The 22,223-nt window shown below is 48.4% G+C and carries 17 protein-coding genes; 7 read left to right on the forward strand and 10 right to left on the reverse strand.

Features of this window, described 5'->3' with window-relative positions:
- Window positions 1–460: 460 nt before the first annotated feature.
- The 4 genes from JOY44_RS10685 to JOY44_RS10700 form a co-directional block, all read right to left on the reverse strand.
- Window positions 461–3,232 carry an ankyrin repeat domain-containing protein gene (locus JOY44_RS10685; protein ID WP_171573535.1) on the reverse strand — a complete coding sequence of 924 codons (2,772 nt, stop codon included), beginning with the start codon at window positions 3,230–3,232 and terminating at the stop codon, window positions 461–463.
- Between the two features lie 69 nt (window positions 3,233–3,301).
- Window positions 3,302–4,882: a serine/threonine protein kinase gene (locus JOY44_RS10690; RefSeq protein WP_171573536.1), complete on the reverse strand. Its 1,581-nt coding sequence runs from the start codon at window positions 4,880–4,882 to the stop codon at window positions 3,302–3,304.
- A gap of 246 nt (window positions 4,883–5,128) precedes the next feature.
- Window positions 5,129–5,575 (reverse strand): DUF309 domain-containing protein, encoded by a 447-nt coding sequence (locus JOY44_RS10695; RefSeq protein ID WP_171573537.1) that lies wholly within the window; start codon window positions 5,573–5,575, stop codon window positions 5,129–5,131.
- Window positions 5,576–5,610: 35 nt separating this feature from the next.
- Window positions 5,611–6,840: a DUF58 domain-containing protein gene (locus tag JOY44_RS10700; RefSeq protein WP_171573538.1), complete on the reverse strand. Its 1,230-nt coding sequence runs from the start codon at window positions 6,838–6,840 to the stop codon at window positions 5,611–5,613.
- A 315-nt stretch (window positions 6,841–7,155) separates the two neighbouring features.
- On the opposite strand from JOY44_RS10700, the gene JOY44_RS10705 reads away from it, so the two are divergent.
- Window positions 7,156–8,355 (forward strand): type IV pilus twitching motility protein PilT, encoded by a 1,200-nt coding sequence (locus JOY44_RS10705; RefSeq protein ID WP_171573539.1) that lies wholly within the window; start codon window positions 7,156–7,158, stop codon window positions 8,353–8,355.
- 71 nt (window positions 8,356–8,426) lie between these two features.
- Here the strand turns inward: JOY44_RS10705 and groL are convergent, their stop codons facing one another.
- Window positions 8,427–10,115, reverse strand: coding sequence for a chaperonin GroEL (groL, locus tag JOY44_RS10710; RefSeq protein WP_171573540.1), 1,689 nt, complete (start codon window positions 10,113–10,115; stop codon window positions 8,427–8,429).
- Between the two features lie 147 nt (window positions 10,116–10,262).
- On the opposite strand from groL, the gene JOY44_RS10715 reads away from it, so the two are divergent.
- Entirely contained in the window at window positions 10,263–11,453 is a 1,191-nt protein-coding gene (locus JOY44_RS10715; protein ID WP_171573541.1) for an aminotransferase class V-fold PLP-dependent enzyme, read from the forward strand.
- A gap of 24 nt (window positions 11,454–11,477) precedes the next feature.
- Entirely contained in the window at window positions 11,478–12,545 is a 1,068-nt protein-coding gene (locus JOY44_RS10720; RefSeq protein WP_171573542.1) for a tetratricopeptide repeat protein, read from the forward strand.
- 11 nt (window positions 12,546–12,556) lie between these two features.
- On the opposite strand, the gene JOY44_RS10725 is transcribed toward JOY44_RS10720, so the two are convergent.
- The 4 genes from JOY44_RS10725 to JOY44_RS32360 form a co-directional block, all read right to left on the reverse strand.
- The gene (locus JOY44_RS10725; protein WP_171573543.1) at window positions 12,557–12,730 is read right to left on the reverse strand and encodes a PCP reductase family protein; all 174 of its coding nucleotides are present in this window, start codon (window positions 12,728–12,730) and stop codon (window positions 12,557–12,559) included.
- A 6-nt stretch (window positions 12,731–12,736) separates the two neighbouring features.
- Window positions 12,737–13,831 (reverse strand): M23 family metallopeptidase, encoded by a 1,095-nt coding sequence (locus JOY44_RS32355; protein ID WP_171573544.1) that lies wholly within the window; start codon window positions 13,829–13,831, stop codon window positions 12,737–12,739.
- Between the two features lie 98 nt (window positions 13,832–13,929).
- The gene (locus tag JOY44_RS10735; RefSeq protein ID WP_171573545.1) at window positions 13,930–16,002 is read right to left on the reverse strand and encodes a TolC family protein; all 2,073 of its coding nucleotides are present in this window, start codon (window positions 16,000–16,002) and stop codon (window positions 13,930–13,932) included.
- 325 nt (window positions 16,003–16,327) lie between these two features.
- Window positions 16,328–16,456 (reverse strand): hypothetical protein, encoded by a 129-nt coding sequence (locus tag JOY44_RS32360; protein ID WP_281063291.1) that lies wholly within the window; start codon window positions 16,454–16,456, stop codon window positions 16,328–16,330.
- 380 nt (window positions 16,457–16,836) lie between these two features.
- Between JOY44_RS32360 and JOY44_RS10740 the strand changes: the two genes are divergently transcribed.
- The 3 genes from JOY44_RS10740 to JOY44_RS10750 all read left to right on the forward strand — a co-directional run bounded on the left by JOY44_RS10740 (window position 16,837) and on the right by JOY44_RS10750 (window position 19,458).
- Complete coding sequence (locus JOY44_RS10740; protein WP_171573546.1) at window positions 16,837–17,424, forward strand: LptA/OstA family protein; 588 nt, start codon at window positions 16,837–16,839, stop codon at window positions 17,422–17,424.
- A gap of 68 nt (window positions 17,425–17,492) precedes the next feature.
- Window positions 17,493–18,221, forward strand: coding sequence for an LPS export ABC transporter ATP-binding protein (lptB, locus tag JOY44_RS10745; RefSeq protein ID WP_171573547.1), 729 nt, complete (start codon window positions 17,493–17,495; stop codon window positions 18,219–18,221).
- Between the two features lie 121 nt (window positions 18,222–18,342).
- On the forward strand, window positions 18,343–19,458 hold the full coding sequence (locus JOY44_RS10750; RefSeq protein ID WP_245404910.1) for an LptF/LptG family permease: 1,116 nt from the start codon (window positions 18,343–18,345) through the stop codon (window positions 19,456–19,458).
- A 156-nt stretch (window positions 19,459–19,614) separates the two neighbouring features.
- On the opposite strand, the gene bchI is transcribed toward JOY44_RS10750, so the two are convergent.
- Entirely contained in the window at window positions 19,615–20,694 is a 1,080-nt protein-coding gene (gene bchI / locus JOY44_RS10755; protein WP_171573842.1) for a magnesium chelatase ATPase subunit I, read from the reverse strand.
- 576 nt (window positions 20,695–21,270) lie between these two features.
- On the opposite strand from bchI, the gene JOY44_RS10760 reads away from it, so the two are divergent.
- Window positions 21,271–21,792 (forward strand): hypothetical protein, encoded by a 522-nt coding sequence (locus JOY44_RS10760; RefSeq protein ID WP_171573548.1) that lies wholly within the window; start codon window positions 21,271–21,273, stop codon window positions 21,790–21,792.
- The last annotated feature ends 431 nt before the right edge of the window (window positions 21,793–22,223 follow it).

Raw genomic sequence — 22,223 nt, forward strand, 5'->3', positions numbered from 1 at the left:
GCTGAAAGTACATCTCTGGAGGCGCGTTCCACTATGGATCCGTTGACTTGCTTTCTTAGGGTAATGAGTCTTATACCACCTTTGACATTACCCTCAAGGGTACTTTTCAAACGATTTGAACTCGCTTTAACAGACCAATAATCTGACAATATCCCACCAGCACTCAGCAGTCTAATCGCAGAGTTCACTGGCGACGGAATGACTTGAACGAAGCGTTACAAACTTAAACTCGTCCGGTGCAATGCTATATTATCGGGCAACAATGAAGTACACCAATGTCCTTAAATCTAGACCAAGATTGGGCACAATTATCGGCTTTGCAACATCACGAAAGCAAATAAGACCGCAAACACCACAATCATTGCGACTTACTTCAAACTGCATCACATCTCTTAACGCAACGAAGAATGCTGCTTGTGACGCGATCGCCCCAAAAAATTGGAAACGGAACTGCGATCGCTCACGGTTGAGGCAATTGCAAATAAAATTTTGCTCCAGATTTCTTTAACAAAGCGGTAATGTTTGGATCTCCAATTTGTAAAGCGTGATCCAAAACCGTGCTTTTGAAGTAGCGAATTCTTCCAGATGCAATATCGCGCTCGTTCGTGAAAGCATTAACATCCGCACCCTTTGCTAAAAGCAGCTTGACAATTTCGATCACGCCACTTTTAACCGCATACATCAATGGCGTGCGGCGATGATAGGGATTGGGAGCCGGAGCATTCACTTTCGCTTTATTTTCTAGCAAAACTTTGACCGCCGAGATCGACCCTCTCCGAGCCGCATACATTAATGGAGTGTCACCATAGGCGTTGGGGCTGTTAACGTTGGCTCCTTTTTGAATTAACAGTTTCACCAAATCGGTGTGTCCCTGACCCGCCGCTAACATCAAAACGTTGGTGCCATTCGAGCGATCGCGATCTTTGGGATCTGCGCCTGCTTCAATCAAGGCTTTGACAACCTCAACCCGAGTTTCGCCAACGATGGGAAACCGATTTAGCTGATAATCCCAAGATAGAAAGCCGATGTATGGATTGCCTAGCAGCGATTCAAGCAGAATAGAATCGGTATTACCATCGGTAGCGTTAGGATTGGCACCCGCTTTGAGGAGCAGCTTAACAGCGATCGCGTTGTTTTCCCGCATGACATTTCTCAACAGTAGACTGCTGTTTCTAGCGTTGGGGTTAACTCCTTTCTGCAACAACACTTGCATGATCGTTGTGTGGTTGCCTCGTGCCGCTTGGAGAAACGCATTTGCGCCCTCTTTTCCGCTAATATCGGCACCCGTTTTGATGAGATGATTCACTTGCTGGAGATTTCCCTGTTTAGCAGCAAGCGGGAGCGGACGCAGCGAAGGAGAAAGATTAGTAGATTGGGTAAGTCGCGGAGATGTGGTTTTGGGGTGAAAAAAACTGAGTTGAGGCGAGTCTTGCACAAAATTAAGGAAGGGTTCGCTCCAAAACGTAGCAACGATTCCTACCCCAGCCAATAGTAAAGAGATTACAGCATTGACGATTAAGGATTGTTTTCTTTGAGGCATTGGCTGATCACCCCCGTCTTCCCAGGCTTGCTGCATTTGCGGTTGACCTTGTGCTGGCTCACTCCGAAACGCGGTGCCGATCGCCGCTACAAAGAAAAGTAAAATTCTGGTAATTATAGATTGTCTTTTTGAAGGCGTAGGTTGAGAGGCACGACTATCACCCTTTTCCCGTTCTTGCTTTACTCTTACTTGACTCTGTACTGACTGATGGACTCGTTTTTCGTTAAGCGGTTTGGCTGTCTTGGTGAGTTCAGCAGGAGGCGATTTTTTAGCCAACTGGGCAGTTGGCAGATCTTGCAGCCAGTTGTTAATTTCCTGAGTTAGCCAGGTGCATTCTGCGGCGGTGTAGCCGATCGCCAGATTGTAGGGTTGTTGTGCCGTGGCGATCGTCACCATCTCCAGTTCAGTTTTGCCTGTTTTGAGGCGCAGCGATCTTGCAGGTGCAAATTGCACGCTCTGTTTTACTTCTTGAATGTCTTTAACCTGCCCCTGTTGCCGACGATAGCGCCCTGTCAAAGACCACCACTCTAGCAAAAATTGAGTTTTGTCAATCCGAACTTTTTGATATTTTGTGTAAGCATAAATCGCTTTTAGCCAGGAGAGCGCCATTACCAGCCACGCCAGCCACACTGTCACCGCAACAATGTAGAGCGGATCGAAGCGGTAATGGAACCTGATGTCAGATTTTAGAAAAAGCATCGTCAGAGAGGCTAGCAGCCCTCCAAAGGCTAGTACTCCGAGTAGCGATAGAGCGATCGTGCTTTTTGACGGTGCCAATGCTGGAACTTTGATGATTAATTCCTGGGGCAATGCTTGTAATCGAATTCGACTCCCCGCAGGTTGAGAAAGCAGTGCGATCGGGCTACTTCTCCCCGTCTGCAACGCTTCCAAAGCTTGACGAGCGCTCCCAAACCGATTTTCTACCGCAGGTTGAGTCAGCGTTTCTAACCAGCGGCGAAATTGGGGCGAAATTGGCGCGTGATTACCGAGCAGATTCCCTTCATCATCGGCAAACTGAATTCGCAACTGTTTTGTGGGTAAATCATTGGGAGCAACGCCTGTGAGCAAATGAACTAATGATGTCCCCAATGAAAACAGATCAGAAGCCGGAACAGTCTGACCTCGATATTGTTCTAATGAGGTGTAGCCATAAGTACCCACAACCGTCATGGTTGTTCGCTCTCGTTTCGCGCGATTTTGCACGGTGCCAAAGTCAATCAAATAAACCTGCTTGTCGTCACCCAACAGCAGATTACTGGGTTTGATATCTCGATGCAAAACAGGCGGATTGAGTTCGTGTAGGTGGATTAAAATTTGCAACACTTGCGTGGCGATCGCCCGCGCCTGTTTTTCAGTCAAGCACTGGTGATGATCGAGCAGCGATCGCAGCGTCACGCCCGGAACGTAAGTCTGCACCAAGCCAAACCAATACCCTTCAGCATTTTGTGAGTCCAGCGAAAATGCATCTCGATAGCGAGGAATCTTGGGATGCCGCAAGTTTTTGAGCACAGTGGCTTCTCGTTCAAGCAGTTGAATATCTTGCCACTCTGGATTTTGAGCGAGTAATTTGACAACAACCTGTTCGGCTGGCTGACTGGCTAAGTCGTTGGCTAACCAGGTTTCTCTGGCGTTGTTTTGCCCCAGCCGTTTCTCAAGCTGATAGCGTTGCTGTAAAACTTGTCCTGGCTGCATCACTGCATACTCCTATGCGGTTTAAGTTGAACGAATTTTTGATTTTAGAAGCGAACAAAATCTGCACTTCTACCGTTTTGAATTCAACCAATCTTTGATTTCCTGGGCTAACCAGACACATTCAGCTTCAGTGCATCGCGCAGCAAATGAGAGTCGCTGCTGACCCACCTGAATCAGGACGATTGGGACTTCGCGGGGTCTTTTACGAAACCAGGATTTGTGTTCTAATGCCTGCACACTTGCCGTCACGTCTTGAATGTGCTCCCGCACTCCCTGTTTTTGTCGCCACCGCACCCCCAGCGATCGCCACTCCAATCTAAAGTCAGACACCTGAAGAGACTCGTAGGGTTGCTCTAAAGCTTGCCGAGGGGTCATTAATGTGAACACGATCAAGAGTGCGATCAAAGGCATAAGGACTAAAATAATCGGCACAATAAACAGGGCAATCAAGAGTAGGATAAAAAGCATCAAGACTGGATGGACAGGGAATTTCACTTTTCTTGCTGCTTGATCAAAGATGAGTTGATTCGGTTGCCACGCTTCCCAAAATTGAATCATCACCGTGTGAAACGTCATCAACCAAGGGATTGCAATCAGAATGCTGATGAAGGTGGCAAACCCGCGCGCTTCTTCGGGCTGAATTTTGTGTGCAGCTTGAAATGCAGGCATTAGCCAATAGAGAATGCCAAATAAAACCAGGCCCAACGCATTAAATTGCATTAGAAAAAGACTCAGCGTGTTCCCAGATATGCCGATTCCGGGTAGGCGAATTTTCAATTGCGAGTCCGATTTATCAAGCTGAATTTGGCTGTTGACCGGGCGAGGTAAGGCTAATTTTTCAACGCTCTTTGCTGAAGTTTGTAGTGCTTTGAGTGCTTGACGAGCCGTTTGAAAGCGATCGCCCACGTCAGGCGCGGTTAATGTGTCGATCCAGTGAGCAAAGCTGGGCGAAATCGAAACGCGATCGCGAAATTGAATTCGCAGATCTTTTTGCGGCAGATCAGCCGGACAAACTCCCGTGAGTAAATGAATCAACGTCGCCCCCAACGCATATAAATCAGAAGCAGCAACGGCACGTCCATAAAACTGTTCGGGCGGCGCATAGCCACTGGTGCCCACAATCGTCAAATCTGCTCCCTCCGCGTGATGCTGTTGCACTGCCCCAAAGTCAATCAAATAAATCTCGCGATCGTCTCCCCAAATCAAATTACTGGGTTTAATATCTCGATGCACAATCGCGGTTTCCCGTTCATGCAAATCGATCAAAATCAGCAGCACTTGAATGGCAACTTGACGAATTTGAGTGGCGGTAAAATGTTTGCCCTGCTGAAGCAGTTGACTTAGCGATCGCCCAGGAATATAGTCTTCGACCAGGGCAAACCAGGTGAGGTTCTCAGAGCGATTGATCGAAAACGAATCTCGATAACGGGGAATTTTGGCATGGTTCAGCGCTTTGAGAACCGCGATTTCTCGCTCAAATAAATCAAAGTTGTCCCATTTCATGGATGCGTCAAACGAGAGCAGTTTCACAACAACAGGCTGAGGCGGTTGAGTGGTCAGGTCTACAGCCAGCCAAATGTGGCGATCGTCATTGTGCCCTAGCTGTTGCTTAAGTTGATACCGCTCTTGTAGAATCTGTGCCTGCAACATAGTCAGTTCACCAAAGCTTGTCTCTCGTTAGCTTGTCTCTCGTTAATAAGAGGATTCCCAAGCTCTCTTTGAGATCTTTATTTTCCGGATATCTGCTAGGCGATTCTCAAAAATCAATGGGACAACCAAGCGGAAGCAAGCTGGCTTAATTCGTGATTTTTGTGGGAAAGGTTCTGGATAAATCTAAGATCAAATCGGGAAAATGTACTCGATGACTTCTGTATCAGCAACTCAAAAATCCGTCCCTCAACATGGCTTTTGCGTGAGTCCTAACTTTTCTAAGTTAATTTTTTGCAGCGTAGGCAGTATCCGGTCTGAGTTTGCGGCAGTGGCATCAGAACCATAGTTAAGCTGTTGGAGCGCGATCGCGACCTGTTCGGCTCCTAGCTGCTGTAGCCACTTGTGCAAATGAGAGGTATGTAGGATAAAACTTTCTATATCTACTTCAGCATAGGAAGGCTGGTAGGAATGCAGGCGATTGAGGCCTTCCCCCATTAGAATGACGGCTCCACGCCAATTTTCATTGCTCAGATGGTAAAGCCCAACGGCAACTTGTAAAATTCCTTGATAAAATCCTTTGTCTGCTTGCTCAGCTTCAATCCACAATGCTTCTAATGTGTCATGGCAGGCATAGTATTGTTGCTGATTAAACTGATCAACCCCAGTCCAAAATTCATCAGGAATTTCTTCCATCTGCGTGTCTCCTTACCTTCGTCGCTTGTTCAAGTTTATTGATTAGCTGGCAATTGAAGTTGCATCTGGAGAGGTTGATCAGGTTTCACCAGAATGCCAGGATTACGTTGCACAGCCAGATTTTGAGAGGTTGCCGGGTCAGGATGGGCGATCGCCTGCCACAAAATCCAGCGGCTACCAGACGGTAAGGTGCTAAGACTGTCGGGGTTTTGGGTTAACCATAGAAAAGGACTGGTGGGTAGGCTGCTTGCCTGAAGTGATTCGCCCGATCGCGTTTCTGCAAGGGTTTCCAATACCACGTGATTACCTTGAATCAAACCAGTGCTTGCCGTCCATAGCTGCACCTGTAGGCTTTGACGGCAGGCATAAAAGTATAAAGAAGCCGCAGCAATCACGGCTTGCTCAAAATCATTCTGGGTGGAGTTAGCAGAAGGAAGCCAAGCAAATGAAGTATCCAAGCAAATCACAAGCTCCTGTCCGCCTGTAAACGTCTCTAGTTCTCGAACGCGCAATTCACCATAGCGGGCGCTGGTGCGCCAATGCACCATGCGAATCGGATCACCCCAACGGTAGGGACGCAGGGATCGGGTCAGTCCCTCGGAGGCAGTTTGAGCGCGGCGATCGCTGTTCAACAGCAAACTTTGATCGCGTCCCATTTCATCAATCAGGGGGCAGTGAGTCAGTGGCAATACTGTTGGGTAAACGATCGCGATCGCCTTGGCAATACGGGAGCGCCGGCACCAAAATAAACCCAGAGGTGCGGCTGTGCGAAGATAAACGCTTTGCCAGCGATAAATACCGCGTTTCTCAACTGTTTGAGAGTGGATCCAGTGATGGGCGCGATTGGGCGCAATTTCTTCGATCGAGTGAATCACTGGTTTGCCCAATGCATCTGGTAGTAGATCTTCCACTTGCAACAGCATTTTAGGCTGGCTGCTCTGGTTTTCTATCATCAACTCCACGGTAATCTGATCGCCTGCGCTGACTGGATGGATGGGCGCTCGACGCACAGATATTTGGCGTAGGGTACGTTCGGGCAAAATGGCTGCGATCGCCAACAGTGCCAGTCCCACTCCGCTCATGACATACAGCCAACCGGATAGGGTGTTAGTTGCCGCCACAAAGAAAAAGATAGATAACCCACCTAAAAGCCCACCACTGTAAGCAGGAGTAACCCAGTGAGTTTCTAGCCAACCTAAAATCTTCTTGGGCGATCGCAGAGCTAACCAGATAATGCTACGCTTCACAATAACTTTGGGATGCATCTACGTCATACAGCTCCATCGGTTGCTGTATTTCTCACAGACTACTATACATCAGCTATTTCTGGGCGTTGCCGATTCAGTCCACTGCTTAGACTGAAAATCCTTCTATCGGCATACTCTTCAAAGATTAGAGCGGAGATCGAGATAGTCGATACAATGAAGATTATCGAAATTTAAAATATTCATATTCGTAGTTTTACAGTCTTTTTGAGCGTTTTAAAGCCTTTTGGCTAGTTTACAGTGGTGCGTCTGCACCAAACCTGTCACTATCGCTTGATTGTCTTGCCCGACGAGTGATTTACAAGGGAGATACCAATGACTAGTTCCATGACCCCTCGATTCAACGAGAGTTCATCTCCTGTACCTCCGCCACCCCCTGCTTCAGCCTCCGCTACTATCAAAGCAACGAACTCAATTGAGCAAATGGTTCGAGATGCCCACGCGCGTCAGGCATCGGATATCCATATTCGGGTAGGAGAACCTCCGCGATTTCGTATTCAAGGACAGATGGTACTGCTGCGAGATCAAATAAAAGTCACTCCTCAACTATTTGAGCAGTACTTATCTGAGGTTTTGAATCCTCATCAGCGTGAGCTTTTTGCTCAAACAAAAGAGCTAGATACAGCAGTTTTCTATCCAGGGTTGGTGCGCTGCCGGGTTAACTGCTTTGATTCGTTGACAGGTGGCGCGATCGTTTTGCGGTTAATCTCGCTAGATGTGCCCTCAATTGACGGGTTGGGATTGCCAGAAGTCCTCAAGCATTTATCGACTCAATCTCAAGGTCTGATTTTGGTTACTGGACCGACAGGCTCAGGAAAATCGACGACGCTGGCAGCAATGCTCCGCTACATGAATGAAACGTCTAGCCGCCACATTGTGACAATTGAAGACCCAATTGAGTATGTCCATGCGTCTCAAAAGTGCTTGATCAGTCAACGAGAAGTGGGGTTGCATACGCTGGAGTTTCAAAATGGCTTACGGGCGGTGCTGCGAGAAGATCCCGATGTGATTTTGATTGGGGAAATGCGCGATCGCGTCACTGTGGATACGGCTCTCAAAGCGGCTCAAACAGGTCACCTTGTGCTGGGAACGCTGCATACCCGGAGCGCGATTAATACCCTCAATCGCCTATTAAATATCTACAATCCAGACGAGCAAACCACGATGAGGATTCAAATTACCGAATCGCTGGTTTCGATCATTGCTCAGATGTTGATTCCTACCACGGATGGACGGCGAACGGCTGCTCACGAGATTTTAGTGAATACCGCTGCCATGCAGGATTTTCTAGTGAAGGGCAATGAATCTGAAGCGTTCCAGTTAATGGAAACAGGTGCCAATGATGGAATGCAGATCATGAACCAAGTGCTATGCGATCTGGTATTGCTGGGCAAAATCAGCCCTGATGAAGCGGTCAAAGCTTCTCCTGATCCGGGTGATTTGCGTCGCCGCGTTCGAAATGAAGGGTTTGACCCGTCACGGTCTTCTAATCGAGACTTTAACTACGCTCAGTAAGTACCTAAGAAGGCTCTTTAACAAGAAACCCCAGCCATGGCTGGGGTTTCTTGTTGCGGACTATGTATAGATTACATCATGCCCATGCCACCCATGCCGCCCATGCCACCCATGCCGCCCATGCCGCCCATGCCGCCCATGCCGCCCATGCCGCCATCAGGAGCGCCGCCACCAGCAGATTTCTTCTCTGGTTTCTCGACAATCAAGGCTTCGGTAGTGATGACCATGCCAGCAATCGAGCCTGCATCTTGTAACGCCGATCTCACCACTTTTGCAGGATCTACAATTCCAGCCGCAATCATATCTTCAAAGGTGTTTGTCAGGGCGTTGTATCCCATAGGAAAGGTCATTTCACGAACTTTCTCAACAATCACCGAGCCTTCCACTCCAGAGTTGTCCGCAATTTGGCGTAAAGGAGCTTCTAAGGCTTTACTGACGATATCCGCACCAATTTGCTCTTCTGCGGTCAAACTGCCCTTAATCTCATTGATTTTAGAAGCTAGGTGAATCAAGGTCACGCCACCACCGGGTACGATTCCTTCTTCCACCGCTGCTTTAGTGGCATTGAGGGCATCTTCAATTCGGAGTTTGCGATCTTTGAGTTCGGTTTCGGTTGCAGCACCGACTTTAATGACTGCTACGCCACCGGATAGTTTGGCAATGCGTTCTTGGGTCTTTTCTTTGTCGTAGTCTGAATCAGTCCGCTCCAGTTCTTGACGTAGCTGAGCAACGCGCTTATCAATGTCAGCCGAGTTTGCAACATCTGACACGATGGTGGTGGTGTCTTTGGTGATGGTGATTTTGCGAGCTTTACCCAACATTTCAAGGGTGGCAGTGTCGAGGTTTAAGCCAATTTCTTCGGAAATCAACTGACCGCCTGTGAGCACGGCAATATCTTGCAGCATGGCTTTGCGTCGATCGCCAAATCCAGGGGCTTTAATCGCCGCGATCGACAACACGCCCCGCAAACGGTTGACCACCAAGGTCGCAAGAGCTTCACCTTCAATATCTTCGGCAATCACCAAGAGCGGCTGACCGGCTCGTGCCACTTTCTCTAGCACGGGCACCAGTTCTTGCACTGAGCTAATCTTTTTATCCACCAACAAGATCAGCATGTTCTCATATTCAGCGATCATGCGTTCCGAATCGGTAACGAAATAGGGAGAAAGGTATCCGCGATCAATCTGCATCCCTTCCACAATTTCCATCTCGGTTGCCAGAGATTTCGATTCTTCCACGGTTATCACGCCATCTTTGCCCACTTTTTCCATAGCAGCGGCAATCATGGCTCCCACTTCTTCGTCATTTCCCGAAGATACGGTGGCAACTTGGGCAATTTCCTTGCCTTCAACAGGGCGGGCGATCGCTTTAATCTCTTCCAACAGTTTGGCGATTGCCTTTTCAATGCCGCGTCGCAACGCAACCGGATTGGTGCCAGCAGCGACGTTTTTCAAGCCTTCGTGGATCATTGCTTGTGCCAACACGGTGGCAGTCGTCGTGCCATCGCCTGCAAGATCTTTTGTTTTGGAAGCTACTTCCTGAAGTAAGCGGGCACCTGTATTTTCGAGCGGGTCTTCCAGTTCGATTTCTTTGGCGATCGTGATGCCATCGTTCACAATCTGGGGCGCACCATATTTCTTCTCTAGCAGCACGTTACGTCCTTTGGGACCCAAGGTAACGCGCACTGCATCCGCCAGTGCATTGACGCCGCGCTCTAGCGCTTGCCGAGATTCTTCATTAAAGACAACAATCTTTACCATACTCACCTTCACAGTTCTTTAAGTTGAATTTAGCACTCTACGATGGAGAGTGCTAAAAAATCTTATGATTTCTCCCAACTCTCTCAATTCCTTGCCCTGTAACATAAACAATTAGTAGCTCTTAAATTTTTCTAGTCGTGGCACTTTATGACGGGCATTTCCAATCCTTCACTATCAATTGAAGCCCTACGACAAGAGCTTCCAGCCCTGCGCAATAAATTCTATTTCAATTACGGTGGGCAGGGAGCCATGCCGCAAATGGCGCTGGAGGCGATTGTCCGGTCTTATCAAAAGATTCAAGCAGCAGGACCTTTTTCTAATAGCGCTAATGCCTGGGTGACGCATGAAGGGGATGCGACCCGGCGGGCGATCGCTCAAGAATTGGGGGCTTCCCCGGCGACCATCACCCTCACCGAAAATGTTTCTGCGGGATGCAACATCGCATTATGGGGTATCGATTGGCGTTTAGGGGATCATCTTCTATTGTCCGACTGCGAACATCCCGGTATTATTGCTGCTACGCAAGAAATTGCTCGTCGCTTTGGAGTCGAAGTTACGACTTGTCCGTTGCAGGCAACTTTAAATCAGGGTGATCCTGTTGCAGTCGTTGCTAGTCATTTACGCCCCAGCACTCGCCTGGTTGTGCTGAGCCACATTCTTTGGAATACTGGGCAGGTGTTGCCTTTGGCAGAGATTGTTGCGGCTTGCCATAGCTATTCCATCTCTCGCCCGGTGCGCGTATTGGTGGATGCGGCGCAATCGGTTGGTGTGTTGTCCTTAAACTTGCCAGAGACGAAGGTGGATTTCTATGCGTTTACAGGACACAAGTGGTGGTGCGGACCGGAAGGACTAGGCGGCTTATATATTAGCCCTGAAGCAATGAAAAGCCTGCATCCCACCTTCATTGGCTGGCGCAGTATTACGAATGACGCTGCTGGAATGCCTGCCGGATGGAAACCTGATGGACGACGCTATGAAATGGCAACTTCGGCCTATCCACTTTATGCGGGGTTGCGGGAAGCGATCGCTCTGCATCATCAATTTGGCACCGCGTACGATCGCTACCAGCGCCTTCGGCGGTTAAGTCAATCGCTCTGGCAAAAACTAACTGAAACGCCAGGAGTTACTTGCTTGCAAACCAGCCCTCCGCAAGCGGGTTTAGTTCCTTTTCAGCTACCGGGTAAATCCCACGCGCAGCTTGTTCGGTTTCTGGAAGCCCGCACGATTGTGATTCGCACGATTCTCAATCCTGACTGTGTGCGGGTCTGTGTTCACTACTTCACCCTCGAATCGGAGATTGATCATTTGGTCGAAGCTATTCAACAATTTGAAGGCTAGTAATTTGTCAAAAAGGCATCCGCTATGCGTCCATTTCTAAATTTTTCCGGTGTACTCGTCATCAGTTGGTTATTCAGTGGGATGGCGATCTCAGGTGCGACCGAGACGTTCCCGGCTGCTGAAGGTGCCCAAGCCCAAGCACAGCCAGCACAGCCTCGTAGCATCGTCGCTAGTCAGCTTTACGACCAAGGACGGCAACAGTATCAATTGAAGCAGTTTGCCGCCGCTCTGGAGTCTACTCAAACAGCGTTGGTAATTTATCGAGAATTGAATGATCGCCCCAGTATGGCTCAAGTGCTAAATTTCTTGGGCAATGTTTTGATTCAACAGAAAGATTCGGTAAAGGCGATCGCCGCTTATCAGCAGAGTCTGCAAATTGCCAGAGAAATTCGCGATCGCCGCAGTGAAGGCAATACCTTAAATAATTTGGGTGCCATTTATTATCGTCAGGGCGATTATGCCAAGGCGATTGAAGTAATGGAGCAGGATTTGGTGATCGCGCGGGAACTAAAAAATCGTCAGAGTCAGCGGCAGGCATTAACGAACCTGGGTTTGGCATACCGGGCATCGGGCTATCCTGCTAAAGCGGTAGCCTATGAACTGCAAAGTGTTGCAGTCGCACGCGAGTTAAACGAACTACCCTTGGTAATAGCACCGATGCAGGCAGGTTTGGAGTTTGCAGGTTCTCAAACTCGCAATGTTGGCACCGTTGCAGAAGGTTTCCGTGCTTGGTTTGTTTCTCCCAGCCTGCCACCTGCCCCAGATCTGCGGGTGATCATTCGCAATATCACCGCTGGCATGAACCAAAAACCATTCCCCTACACTAATCGCACCTATGACAAAGGCTGGATATCGGAAGAACTGATTTTAGGCTTTGGGACTAAACATGATGGCGATGCCTTTGTTCTGACGGACGGCAAAAATGACTTTACCTACGAGATTAAGCAGGGCGATCGCGTGCTGGAATCGGGTTCGTTTAACGCCATCATTACGCGTCGTGCCCCACCAGCACTGCCCGAAATGCCGACACCCGGAAACCCCCCATCGCTGGGTGGAGAGGGGCAACGCGACCAACCCGGCTTATTCAGATAGGTGATCGCCGGTCATTTCTCACCAAATTTCTGTTTTGCCTGCTCGTAAACCTCAACAGTAATTTCGGTAATTCCCCGCTCACCAGCAAATTTTTCAATTTTCTTACGGGCAGCAGGACGCACAAAAAAGGGAATTTCCTTTAATCGCGCTTCTGCCTCTGATGTCCATTGAATTGCATCGCTCATGGCAGGTTATTGTTCGTCGCGAGCGATCGATTGCAAGGATGTTGATGAAGGAACGGTTGAGCTGAGCTGATTAGGCGCGTTCTTGATTTTCGCCTTTTGCCAATCAATTTCACCAGAAACACCTGCCAAGCCCCGATAGGATATTTTTAGATCACTGGCGGCAGCAATTCCCTTTTGGGAAATATCCAACGCTTTAACTAACGAGGCTAAAGCATATTCCAACTGGTCGCCGGAATCTAAGGCAACCCAGCCTTCTGGAGTCAACTGGCGAAACTCAAAGTGCAGGTGCGGTCCAGTCGAGTTACCTGTACTGCCAACGCGCCCAATCACTTCACCTTGTTTAACCAGTTCTCCTTGTTTGACGAAAATTTCGGAAAGGTGACCATACAGCGATTGCTGAGTGCCCTTGTTATGGTTCAGTGCCACTGCCAACCCATATCCACCCAAGAAGTCTGCCACGGCGACCTGCCCCGCGTAAGCAGCTAGCACAGGGGTTCCCATCGGTGCGCCCAAGTCAGTGCCGGAGTGAAGTCGAGTAGCACCAAACAAAGGATGAACCCGCCAGCCAAAGGCAGAAGTAATCGGGGCGGGCAGGGATAGGGGGAAAACCAGTTGAATATTGCCGTTACCTAAGCGCCCTGGTGGACGGAAAGTGCGCTGATAGAAATCTTTGAGTGAAGCGGTCGTACCAACTCCTAAGCTCTCGGTAGCGATGCTGATGGGTCCCGCTTGAACCGACTCTAAAGCATTGGGTAAACGAATCTGGGGCATTTCAGGAGATGCCGCAACTGGGCTGGTGCGTTCTGTTGCTCCAATGCCGTAGTCCGTTGAGTCGATATAGGCTTCGTTTGCAGGAGCTACTGACTCGATGGGAGCGGGATCTGGCACAAAGGGTGCGGGTTCAATTGGGGCCATCTGCGGCTCTGATAGAATCGGCGCAGATTCAATTGGGGCGGTCGCATCGCCTGATTCCACCGAGGTTTGAGCCTGTAAGGTGCCGCCCAATATGCCCAGCACACTTGCTAGACTTAGCCCTGACACCATCAGCGATCGCGACCAGCTTGGCATCATCCTTAGAGGTTGAGTCCGTTGATTCATCATCCCATCCTCATGCTTTAAGAAACCAACTGTTTGAAGTAACTAATTTGAAGTAACTAAATAGATCGCGTCTAGCCATCTCATATTAACGATCTTGCCAACTATCTGGGCAGCGGAGCAGGGGAAGCTTCAGGAAGAGTAGAATTTGTCACCGTTTTTGGCAGAGTTGGAGTCGTTGACCCCGCAGGAATTGGCAGATTTGTCACCGAGCGATTGAGCGATGCCAAAGCACGGTTGTAATTCAAAATTGCAGTGACTACATTGCCCTCTGCACGAGTCAATTCATTTTCAGTGTTGATCACCTCAGTTTGGGTGCCTACCCCTGCCTGAAAACGCAGCCGTGCCAGTCGCAATGCTTCTCTTGCCTGGTCTAACGCTTGTCGGTTAGTGCCAATATTTAAAAAGTTGGTTCCCAGATTAGTGTAAGCCGTTTCAACCTGAAGCTGAATTCTCTCGCGAGTATTCGCAAAATTGGTTTCAGCTTGGGCAATATTGGCATCCTGCTGGCTTGCCTGTGCTTGTGCCGCTCCGCCATCAAAGAAATTCCACTGGAACCCAAGCGCAGTGCTGAAGCCATCGGCAAAACCCAATTGATCTCTCAAATTATTCAAGATGTTGTATTGAAAGTTGAAAGAAACGGTCGGACCTAAAGACGCTAATGCCGCCTTTCGCTGTTGTTCTGCGGACGCTCTCTGAGCAAGTTGCTGTTCTAACTCAGCCCGGTTTTTAAACGCTGTCACAATGGATTGCTCCAGAGACATATCCCACACCCCAGCAATTTGTACAGGATCGGCTGCTGCAAGATTTAGGTAGGGGGGTAATGCCAAAAGCTGAGCAAGCTCACGGCGACGGACCTGCTGAGTTCCTAGGGAAGTTACCAATAATTGCTGAAAGTTTGCAAGTTGCACTTGCGCCCGGAGCAAGTCGAGCCGAGTTCCAATGCCCGCCCTTTCTAGGGCAGCGCTATCTCTCAAACTAGCTTGTGCATTTCGGACTGCCGCTTGCTGAATTCGCACCGATTCATCAGCATCTTGAAGATTGTAATAAGCATTGGAAATGTCTAACTGCAACTGTTGTAGCGTGACCTCAACCTGAAGTTCTTCTGATCGCACCTGCTGTTCTGCCGCTCGAATTTGGGCTGGACGACGACCAGAGGTATAAATGTCATAGCCTACCTGCACCGTTCCGTTGAGCACGGTGGATTGCTGATCAGCATTAGAGCCTTGTCGAAGACTGTTGGATATAGTTTGCTGTTGCACTGATTGCGACAATTGCCCAGATGTAGATTGAGTCTCTTGTACCTGGGTTTGCGCTCCTTGCGACAATTGCCCAGATGTAGATTGCCCAGATGTAGATTGCCCAGATGTAGACTGGCCAGATGTAGATTGCCCAGATGTAGACTGGGCTTGTTGTGCCCGTGTTTGCGCTCCTTGCGATAACTGCCCAGAAGCCGATCGCGCTTGTGAAATTTGCCCATTCGCGCCAATGGTGGGATAACGGGCTGCTTGGGCTTGCCGCAACGAAGCACGCACTCGCTGTAATACCTCATTTGCGAGTTGCAAGTCGCGGTTATTCCGTTTTGCCAACTCCAGTGCTTGCTGCAACGTAATTGGTTGAATTCCCCTCAATTTCACTTCTTCTGGTCTGGTGGGAAAGCTGAGCGGATTGGGATTTGGGTTGAGATAGTCGGGGGGCATTCCTGGCTTTGCTGGACCGATGGGAATGCTTTGAAACGGCAGCACTGGTATTGTCGAATTGATTGGTAGGGTCGGAACCAGCGGGGCAGGAGTGGTGCCCGCAGCCGGAGCGGAGGTTTCTGGATTTGCTTGCGCTATTTTATTAGTTGGTTTAGCGTCATTGGCTGGCTTATTTTTTGGTGACAATGCCGATTCTGTAGCTTTTTTCTGAACGTTCAGAGTGTTCGGCTTAGGCTTTTCAGTTATCGGCTGCGATTTCGCTGATTTAGCTGAAACCGTGATCGCCCGCTTTGATTGCGTCGCGCTCTGATTGGATGGCAACTCGTCAACTTTTTCGGAATGTGCTTCTGATGAAGATTGTTCGTTTGCAGCCGTAACGGGGTTCAAATCGTGTTCCTGGGAATATCCCGCAGCCGTGTGAGATAAAGCGACTAAAACTCCCACACCTATAGCAACTAATGGATGAGATGATCCCATGCGTACCTACTACCTAAATCAAAAAGACTTCTCGAAACAAACATCGAAACTAGAAAGTGACCTCTAGCAGGATACCGGGTTGTTGAGCAACTGGCAAAATTTTTTGCTTTTTCCTCGCACTCTCAAGTCATGGTTCCTGTTCCGTTGCTGATTGCTACAGTTGTAGGTCCTCATCTCAGAATCAGTCTCATATCGAGATTTGCTATCTCAAAAATCAGCAGGACTAGCAGGACTAAAATCGAACTAAACCAACCTTTCACAGTCTGCTACAGCACCTTGAACTCGTGAGACTGTCGCCTCGGTTAATCCGACTGGAAACGCCCTCTCAACCAAGATAGGGCGATGGTGACACACCTGTCTCATCTTCTTGGCTAATTGCTGGAGCGGCAAGCACCCAACCACTAGCTTCCACAAGAGCTTGCACAGTGCCGAAATCAGCTTCATTGTCTGCCACTGCTAGCGCTCGATGCAGCCGTTGCTAGCCAAAGCAAGGTATACGCGAAGACCACTTTTACATACAGTTGCTCAGCTGTGTCTGCTGGAGGCATCTCTAGGGGAGGCACCATGAGCAGTTCTCACCACCGCATGGTTAACGCTCGACGCTTGAAATGGTAGAACTGGGCAGTCGCTTGCTGCCGTCATTGCCATGCGGACCAGTTCAGCAATTCATTATCCTGGATAGCTTTGTTGTCCACGAAGCCATTTGTGGGGAGGTTAAAGCTCCAAGGTATGGTTAATAAAAAGTTTGCAGAAACTTTTTGCGACAATCAGAGGTCTCTATGTTAAGACAGGGTTGTAGCAAGGTCACCGTTTTTGGATAGTCTTTTTTGTACTATGCGTCATTCCCAACTTCTCAGGGTTCCCTTTCGTAATCTGGCGCTGTTTGCGATCGCGCCTGCAACCATTGCCGCAGCGCTGCTTTTGGACGGTCTGATTGGCTTTACTCCAGTCGGCTCTCAGGCGGTGAATGCTCAAACTGGGCAATCTGACCCAGCCCGTCCGCTAACATTACGCTCTGATATTCAAGAAGCGAATTCTAAGACGGGAGTGATTACAGCCCGCGGCAACGTTCAAATTTACTATCCATCTCGACAAATTCAGGCAACTGCTGCACAAGCCCAATACTATAGCCGTGAACGTCGAATTATTCTTACGGGTGACGTTTATGTGTTGCAAAAAGGCAATAGCCTTCGTGGCGAAACCATTACTTACTTAATCGATGAAGGACGCTTTGTTGCGCTCCCTCAGTCTCCTAGACAAGTAGAAGCCATTTACCTGGTTCAAGATAGTCCTGCTCAAGCTCCGGCTCCAGTTGCCACGCCAACCCCTGCGCCAACTGCGGATCCGTTCGGTCAATCTGAATTTACTCCCTCAACCCCTCCTGGTGAAGCGATTCCAGCGGTACCTACTCCCTCCCGTTAATGGCCCCCTCATAGCCTCTGATAAGATAAATACTGCGAATTGTGGTGACCATAGCCAGGAGTGGGCTGTTGAAAATTGTTCTTGAGAATATTCATAAATCTTATGGGCAGCGTGCAGTTGTCAGTCGGGTTAGTCTTTCAGTCGCTCAAGGTGAAATTGTTGGACTGTTAGGTCCTAATGGGGCTGGCAAAACTACCACGTTCTACATTGCTACAGGACTGGAAAAACCTAATCAGGGACGCGTTTGGTTAAACGATACCGAAATTACGAACGTATCCTTTCATCGACGGGCACGCATGGGGATTGGCTATCTCGCTCAGGAAGCTAGCATTTTTCGGCATTTGACTGTTAAAGAAAATATTCTTTTGGTGATGGAGCAAACGGGCGTGCCCCGCTCTGAGTGGAATAGTCGGCTGCATCAACTACTCAAAGAATTTCGGCTTGAGAAAGTGGTTAATACGCTAGGGCTTCGGGTTTCTGGGGGTGAGCGACGCCGAACTGAAATTGCTAGGGCATTAGCCACCGGACGGGATGGACCTCAATTTTTGCTGTTGGATGAACCGTTTGCAGGCGTAGACCCGATTGCAGTAAACGAAATTCAACAAATTGTTTCTCAATTACGCGATCGCCAACTCGGCATCCTCATCACCGATCACAACGTCCGGGAGACGCTAGCAATTACAGATCGCTCTTACATCATGCGAGATGGGCAAATTTTTGCCTCTGGTAGTTCGGAGGAGCTATACGATAACCCAGCAGTCCGGCAATATTATTTGGGCGATCGCTTCCAGCCCTAAACGCTAAACTTTTTCCCGCCAACTCTGTATCCTCCCCCGCACAAAGCTCATGACTATCGACGTTTCGACCTCCAAAAGGCCCCCTTTTCGGCTCTCCAGTTTTCGAATTCCGGGACTTTCGATGATGGATCGGTACATTACCACCGAACTGATTGCACCCTTTGTGTTTGGGGTCGTTGCCTTCACCTCAATTGGTATTTCAACGGGTGTGCTGCTAGATTTACTGCGGCGAGTCAGCGACTCTGGCTTGCCTATGAGCATCGCCATGCAATTCTTTGTTCTCAGGCTGCCCTACTTTGTAGGACTCGCCTTTCCCATGTCAATGGTTTTGGCTTGCCTGTTGGTCTATGGGCGGCTCTCCAGCGATAGTGAATTGATTGCGCTTCGCAGTTGTGGAGTCAGTATTTATCGATTAGTGGCTCCTGCGGTGATCATTGGGCTGATTATGAGCGGCATTACGTTTGCCTTTAATGAAGCAGTGGTTCCTGCTGCCAACCTGAAAGCTAGTCAATTACTGGATCAGGCACTTAACAAAAACAAGCCATCTTTTAAAGAGCGAAACATTCTCTATCGTGAGTCAAAAACGATTCGGCTTCCCAGCGGCGAAAAAGATGAGCTTCTTTCTCGCTTGTTCTATGCCAGAGAATTTGATGGGCAGCAAATGAAGGGTCTGACCATTTTAGATTTCTCCCAAAAGGGATTGAATCAAATTGTGGCATCAGACTCCGCCAAGTGGAACGCCGAGGAAAAAACCTGGGATTTCTTCAACGGGACGATTTATGTCGTTGCACCGAATGGCTCTTATCGCAATATTGTTCGGTTCGATCGCCAACAAATTCAGCTTCCCCGAACTCCACTAGACATTGCAAAAACCGCCCGTGATTCTGAAGAAATGACCATTGCTGAAATTCGCCAGTACATTGATTTAATTGGGCAAACGGGCAACCAAAAAGAAATTCGCAAAATGCGTCTACGGATTGAACAAAAATCTTCAATGCCTTTTGCATGTTTGGCGTTTGGTTTGGTAGCGGCAACTTTGGGTATTCGACCCCAACGCTCTGGTCGCGCTGCTGGCTTTGGCCTGACGCTAATTATTGTGGTTTCTTACTATGCCTTGATGGTTGCAGGGCAAATTATTTACCAAGCTGGCCTTGTGAATGCCTTTATTGGCGGCTGGCTACCCACTCTCGTGGCGCTAACCGCAGGGATAGTTTTGGTCGTCAAGCTCAACCGATAATCCTAAATCTCCTGCTTCAACTTTTGCCCTCATTCAAACCCCTCTTCTAGAAAGGAAGAGGGGCTTTGAAAGTGACTTTTTTGTTGTGGAAAAAGCTTCAGTAAGAAATATCGCTGGACGGAATTGCGGAGCGTTGTTGCGAGCTGTATCAAACGGTTAAGCTGTCTCTTCGCCAAAGACTTGGTTAAAGGCTTTTTCTACCTTATAGCCAGAGTCAATCGATTCTAAGGGATCTTTTCGTAGGCGATGACGCAGGCAAAGGGTGACCACACGGCGAATATCATCAACGGTGACTTCGGTGCGACCTTCCAAAGCTGCGATCGCCTTTGCCGCCCGATTGGTAACGATATCTCCCCGCAGCCCATCCACATCTAAATCTGAACAAACCTGAGAGATTTTGACTCGTAAATCGTGGTCGATCGCAATCTGTCTTAATCGAGTTTGAGCATCTACTAGCTTTTGGCGTAAAGTATTTTGCTCTGATTGAGACTGGTCCAAGAATTCTTGCGGATTTTGATCAAACTCAGTACGCTGCTCCACGATTTGAACGCGCAGAGCAGGTTCTTTGACCGTACGAATTTCGGCGTGCATTCCAAAGCGATCCAGCAGTTGGGGACGCAGTTCACCTTCTTCGGGGTTACCCGATCCAACAAGCACAAATCGTGCCGGGTGACGAATGGAAATGCCTTCTCGCTCCACTGTGTTCCAACCAGAAGCGGCAGAGTCAAGCAATACATCCACCAAATGATCATCCAGTAGATTCACTTCATCTACATATAGAATGCCGCGATTGGCTTTTGCTAGTAGCCCTGGCTCAAAGGCTTTGACTCCTTCAGAAAGCGCTTTTTCAATATCAATCGTGCCGCACACTCGATCTTCGGTTGCGCCGAGAGGCAAATCGACCATTTGCACATTTTTTAGCGCGATCGCAATTTCCATGCCCTGATCAATTCTCTGCCGAACTTCGTCTCCCATCATTTCGGGATCGCTGGGATGGCTGTTAAACGGGTCATCGGCAACAACTTCAATTTCAGGTAAGAGATCGGCAAGCGCACGAATGGTTGTGGATTTGCCCGTGCCGCGATCACCCATGATCATCACCCCACCAATCTTGGGATCAATTACATTCAGCAGCAATGCAAGTTTCATTTCCTCCTGCCCTACGATCGCTGTGAAAGGAAAAACCGGACGACGGCGAGAAACAGCAGAGACTTGAACAGACTGACCGTTTTCAATTAAAGCTGGATTGACTGAAACTGGATTTGCGGTGGGACTCACGGGCTTACCTGAAAAACAAAAGCCACTAAGAAGGGCTCTTTAACATTGTGCCATATGGCATAGACCCATGCTCAATCAACACCTTCATTTCAACCAAGCCATTTTTTAAGGCAATTGTTCAATCAATTTGAGTGGCTGCTTGCGTCCCTATCAGCAAATCCACAAGAAAGTTGCCAGAAATTCCGTAATTTCTTAACTGTATCTGTAGGTATAGCCAGTAGCCAGACGTAGAACTGTCACCAAATGTAATACCGAGGATTAGTCAGAAGTGGTTTGATGAATTTATAGAGATTTTTCGCTCCACACCGCTTCCAGATCGCTACCTTTCCCCTTGTGACTAAAGTCTTTCAAGAGACAGATCTACCTCCTCCCACGAGATGAGTCATAAGGATGAAGCCTATCGATTTGGTGCTCTGTATAGTTGAGTCAAAGAATACTTATGAGGCGATGCATAATCTCATCAAAGTTGCCAGATGACTCTACAGAATCCGCTGCATTGAACAAAATATTTTCCCTGGGTGAATGGAGGAAGTTATGCAAAAGTCTTTAAAAGTGTCTGTTTCCAAATGGTCTACCCTAGCTAGCCGCGTTGGTATCGCTCTTCTAGGAACTTCTGTCACCCTGAGTGTTGCGTTTGAAGCTCAAGCTGCTTACAGTAAGCCAGTAGCCCAAGCCCCTGCTGTACCAACTGCTACACTACCTGACGGTGTTTACTTGTATGGTCAAGCGCCTAAGCCTAATGAGCTTGGGAAGGGATACTTTGTATTTGAGAACAAAGCTGGAAAGGTTGTAGGCGCTTTATACATGCCTAGTTCCTCTTTCGATTGTGCCGCAGGCGAGTTCAAAGCTAATCAGCTTGCACTGATGGTAACTGATAGCTACGATCGCACCGCCAACCCCTTTGAGATTGCGCTTGATCGCAATTCAACTATTGCTAGTAGTGCCAACCCATCGTTGAATCTGGGGTTACAAGGCTTTCACAAGTTGAATGCTGTGAGCCAAAACGACTTGCGGCTCTTAAACGTCTGTAAGCTGGACAGTCAAAAAGCGCAATAGGCTTGCCGCAAAGCTCAGACTTCATCCTGAAGCACCACACAAAAGCGAGAGGCTAAAGCTAGAAATTTATTGCTGCTGACCGTAGAGTTCTTGCAAATTCACTCAAATTATCGTTGAAAATGGTCGTAGTTAATGCAGCTTGTAGCATAGTGCTTTGCAATTGCATTAACTACGACCATTTGTAGTGATCCCTAAGTTGCCGTTAAGTTTTTAAGTACTCAATATTGAATCAGTTATAGTTCTACAGGCGGTGTAGTATCCCGTTTGCAACCTGCGTAAGTTAACTCATAACATTTGTGCCAACTAATGCGATAGCGCAAAGCTAATGTGAGTCTTTACTGCTCCGGTGCTTTCCTTTTTACAAAATTAATAGCAATTAGTCGTCAAGTTTTGAGCTGAAATATCAAGAGTTGATTTGATGACAAAAGATT

Source organism: Leptolyngbya sp. Cla-17, assembly GCF_016807185.1.
Taxonomy (GTDB): domain Bacteria; phylum Cyanobacteriota; class Cyanobacteriia; order Leptolyngbyales; family Leptolyngbyaceae; genus ULC077BIN1.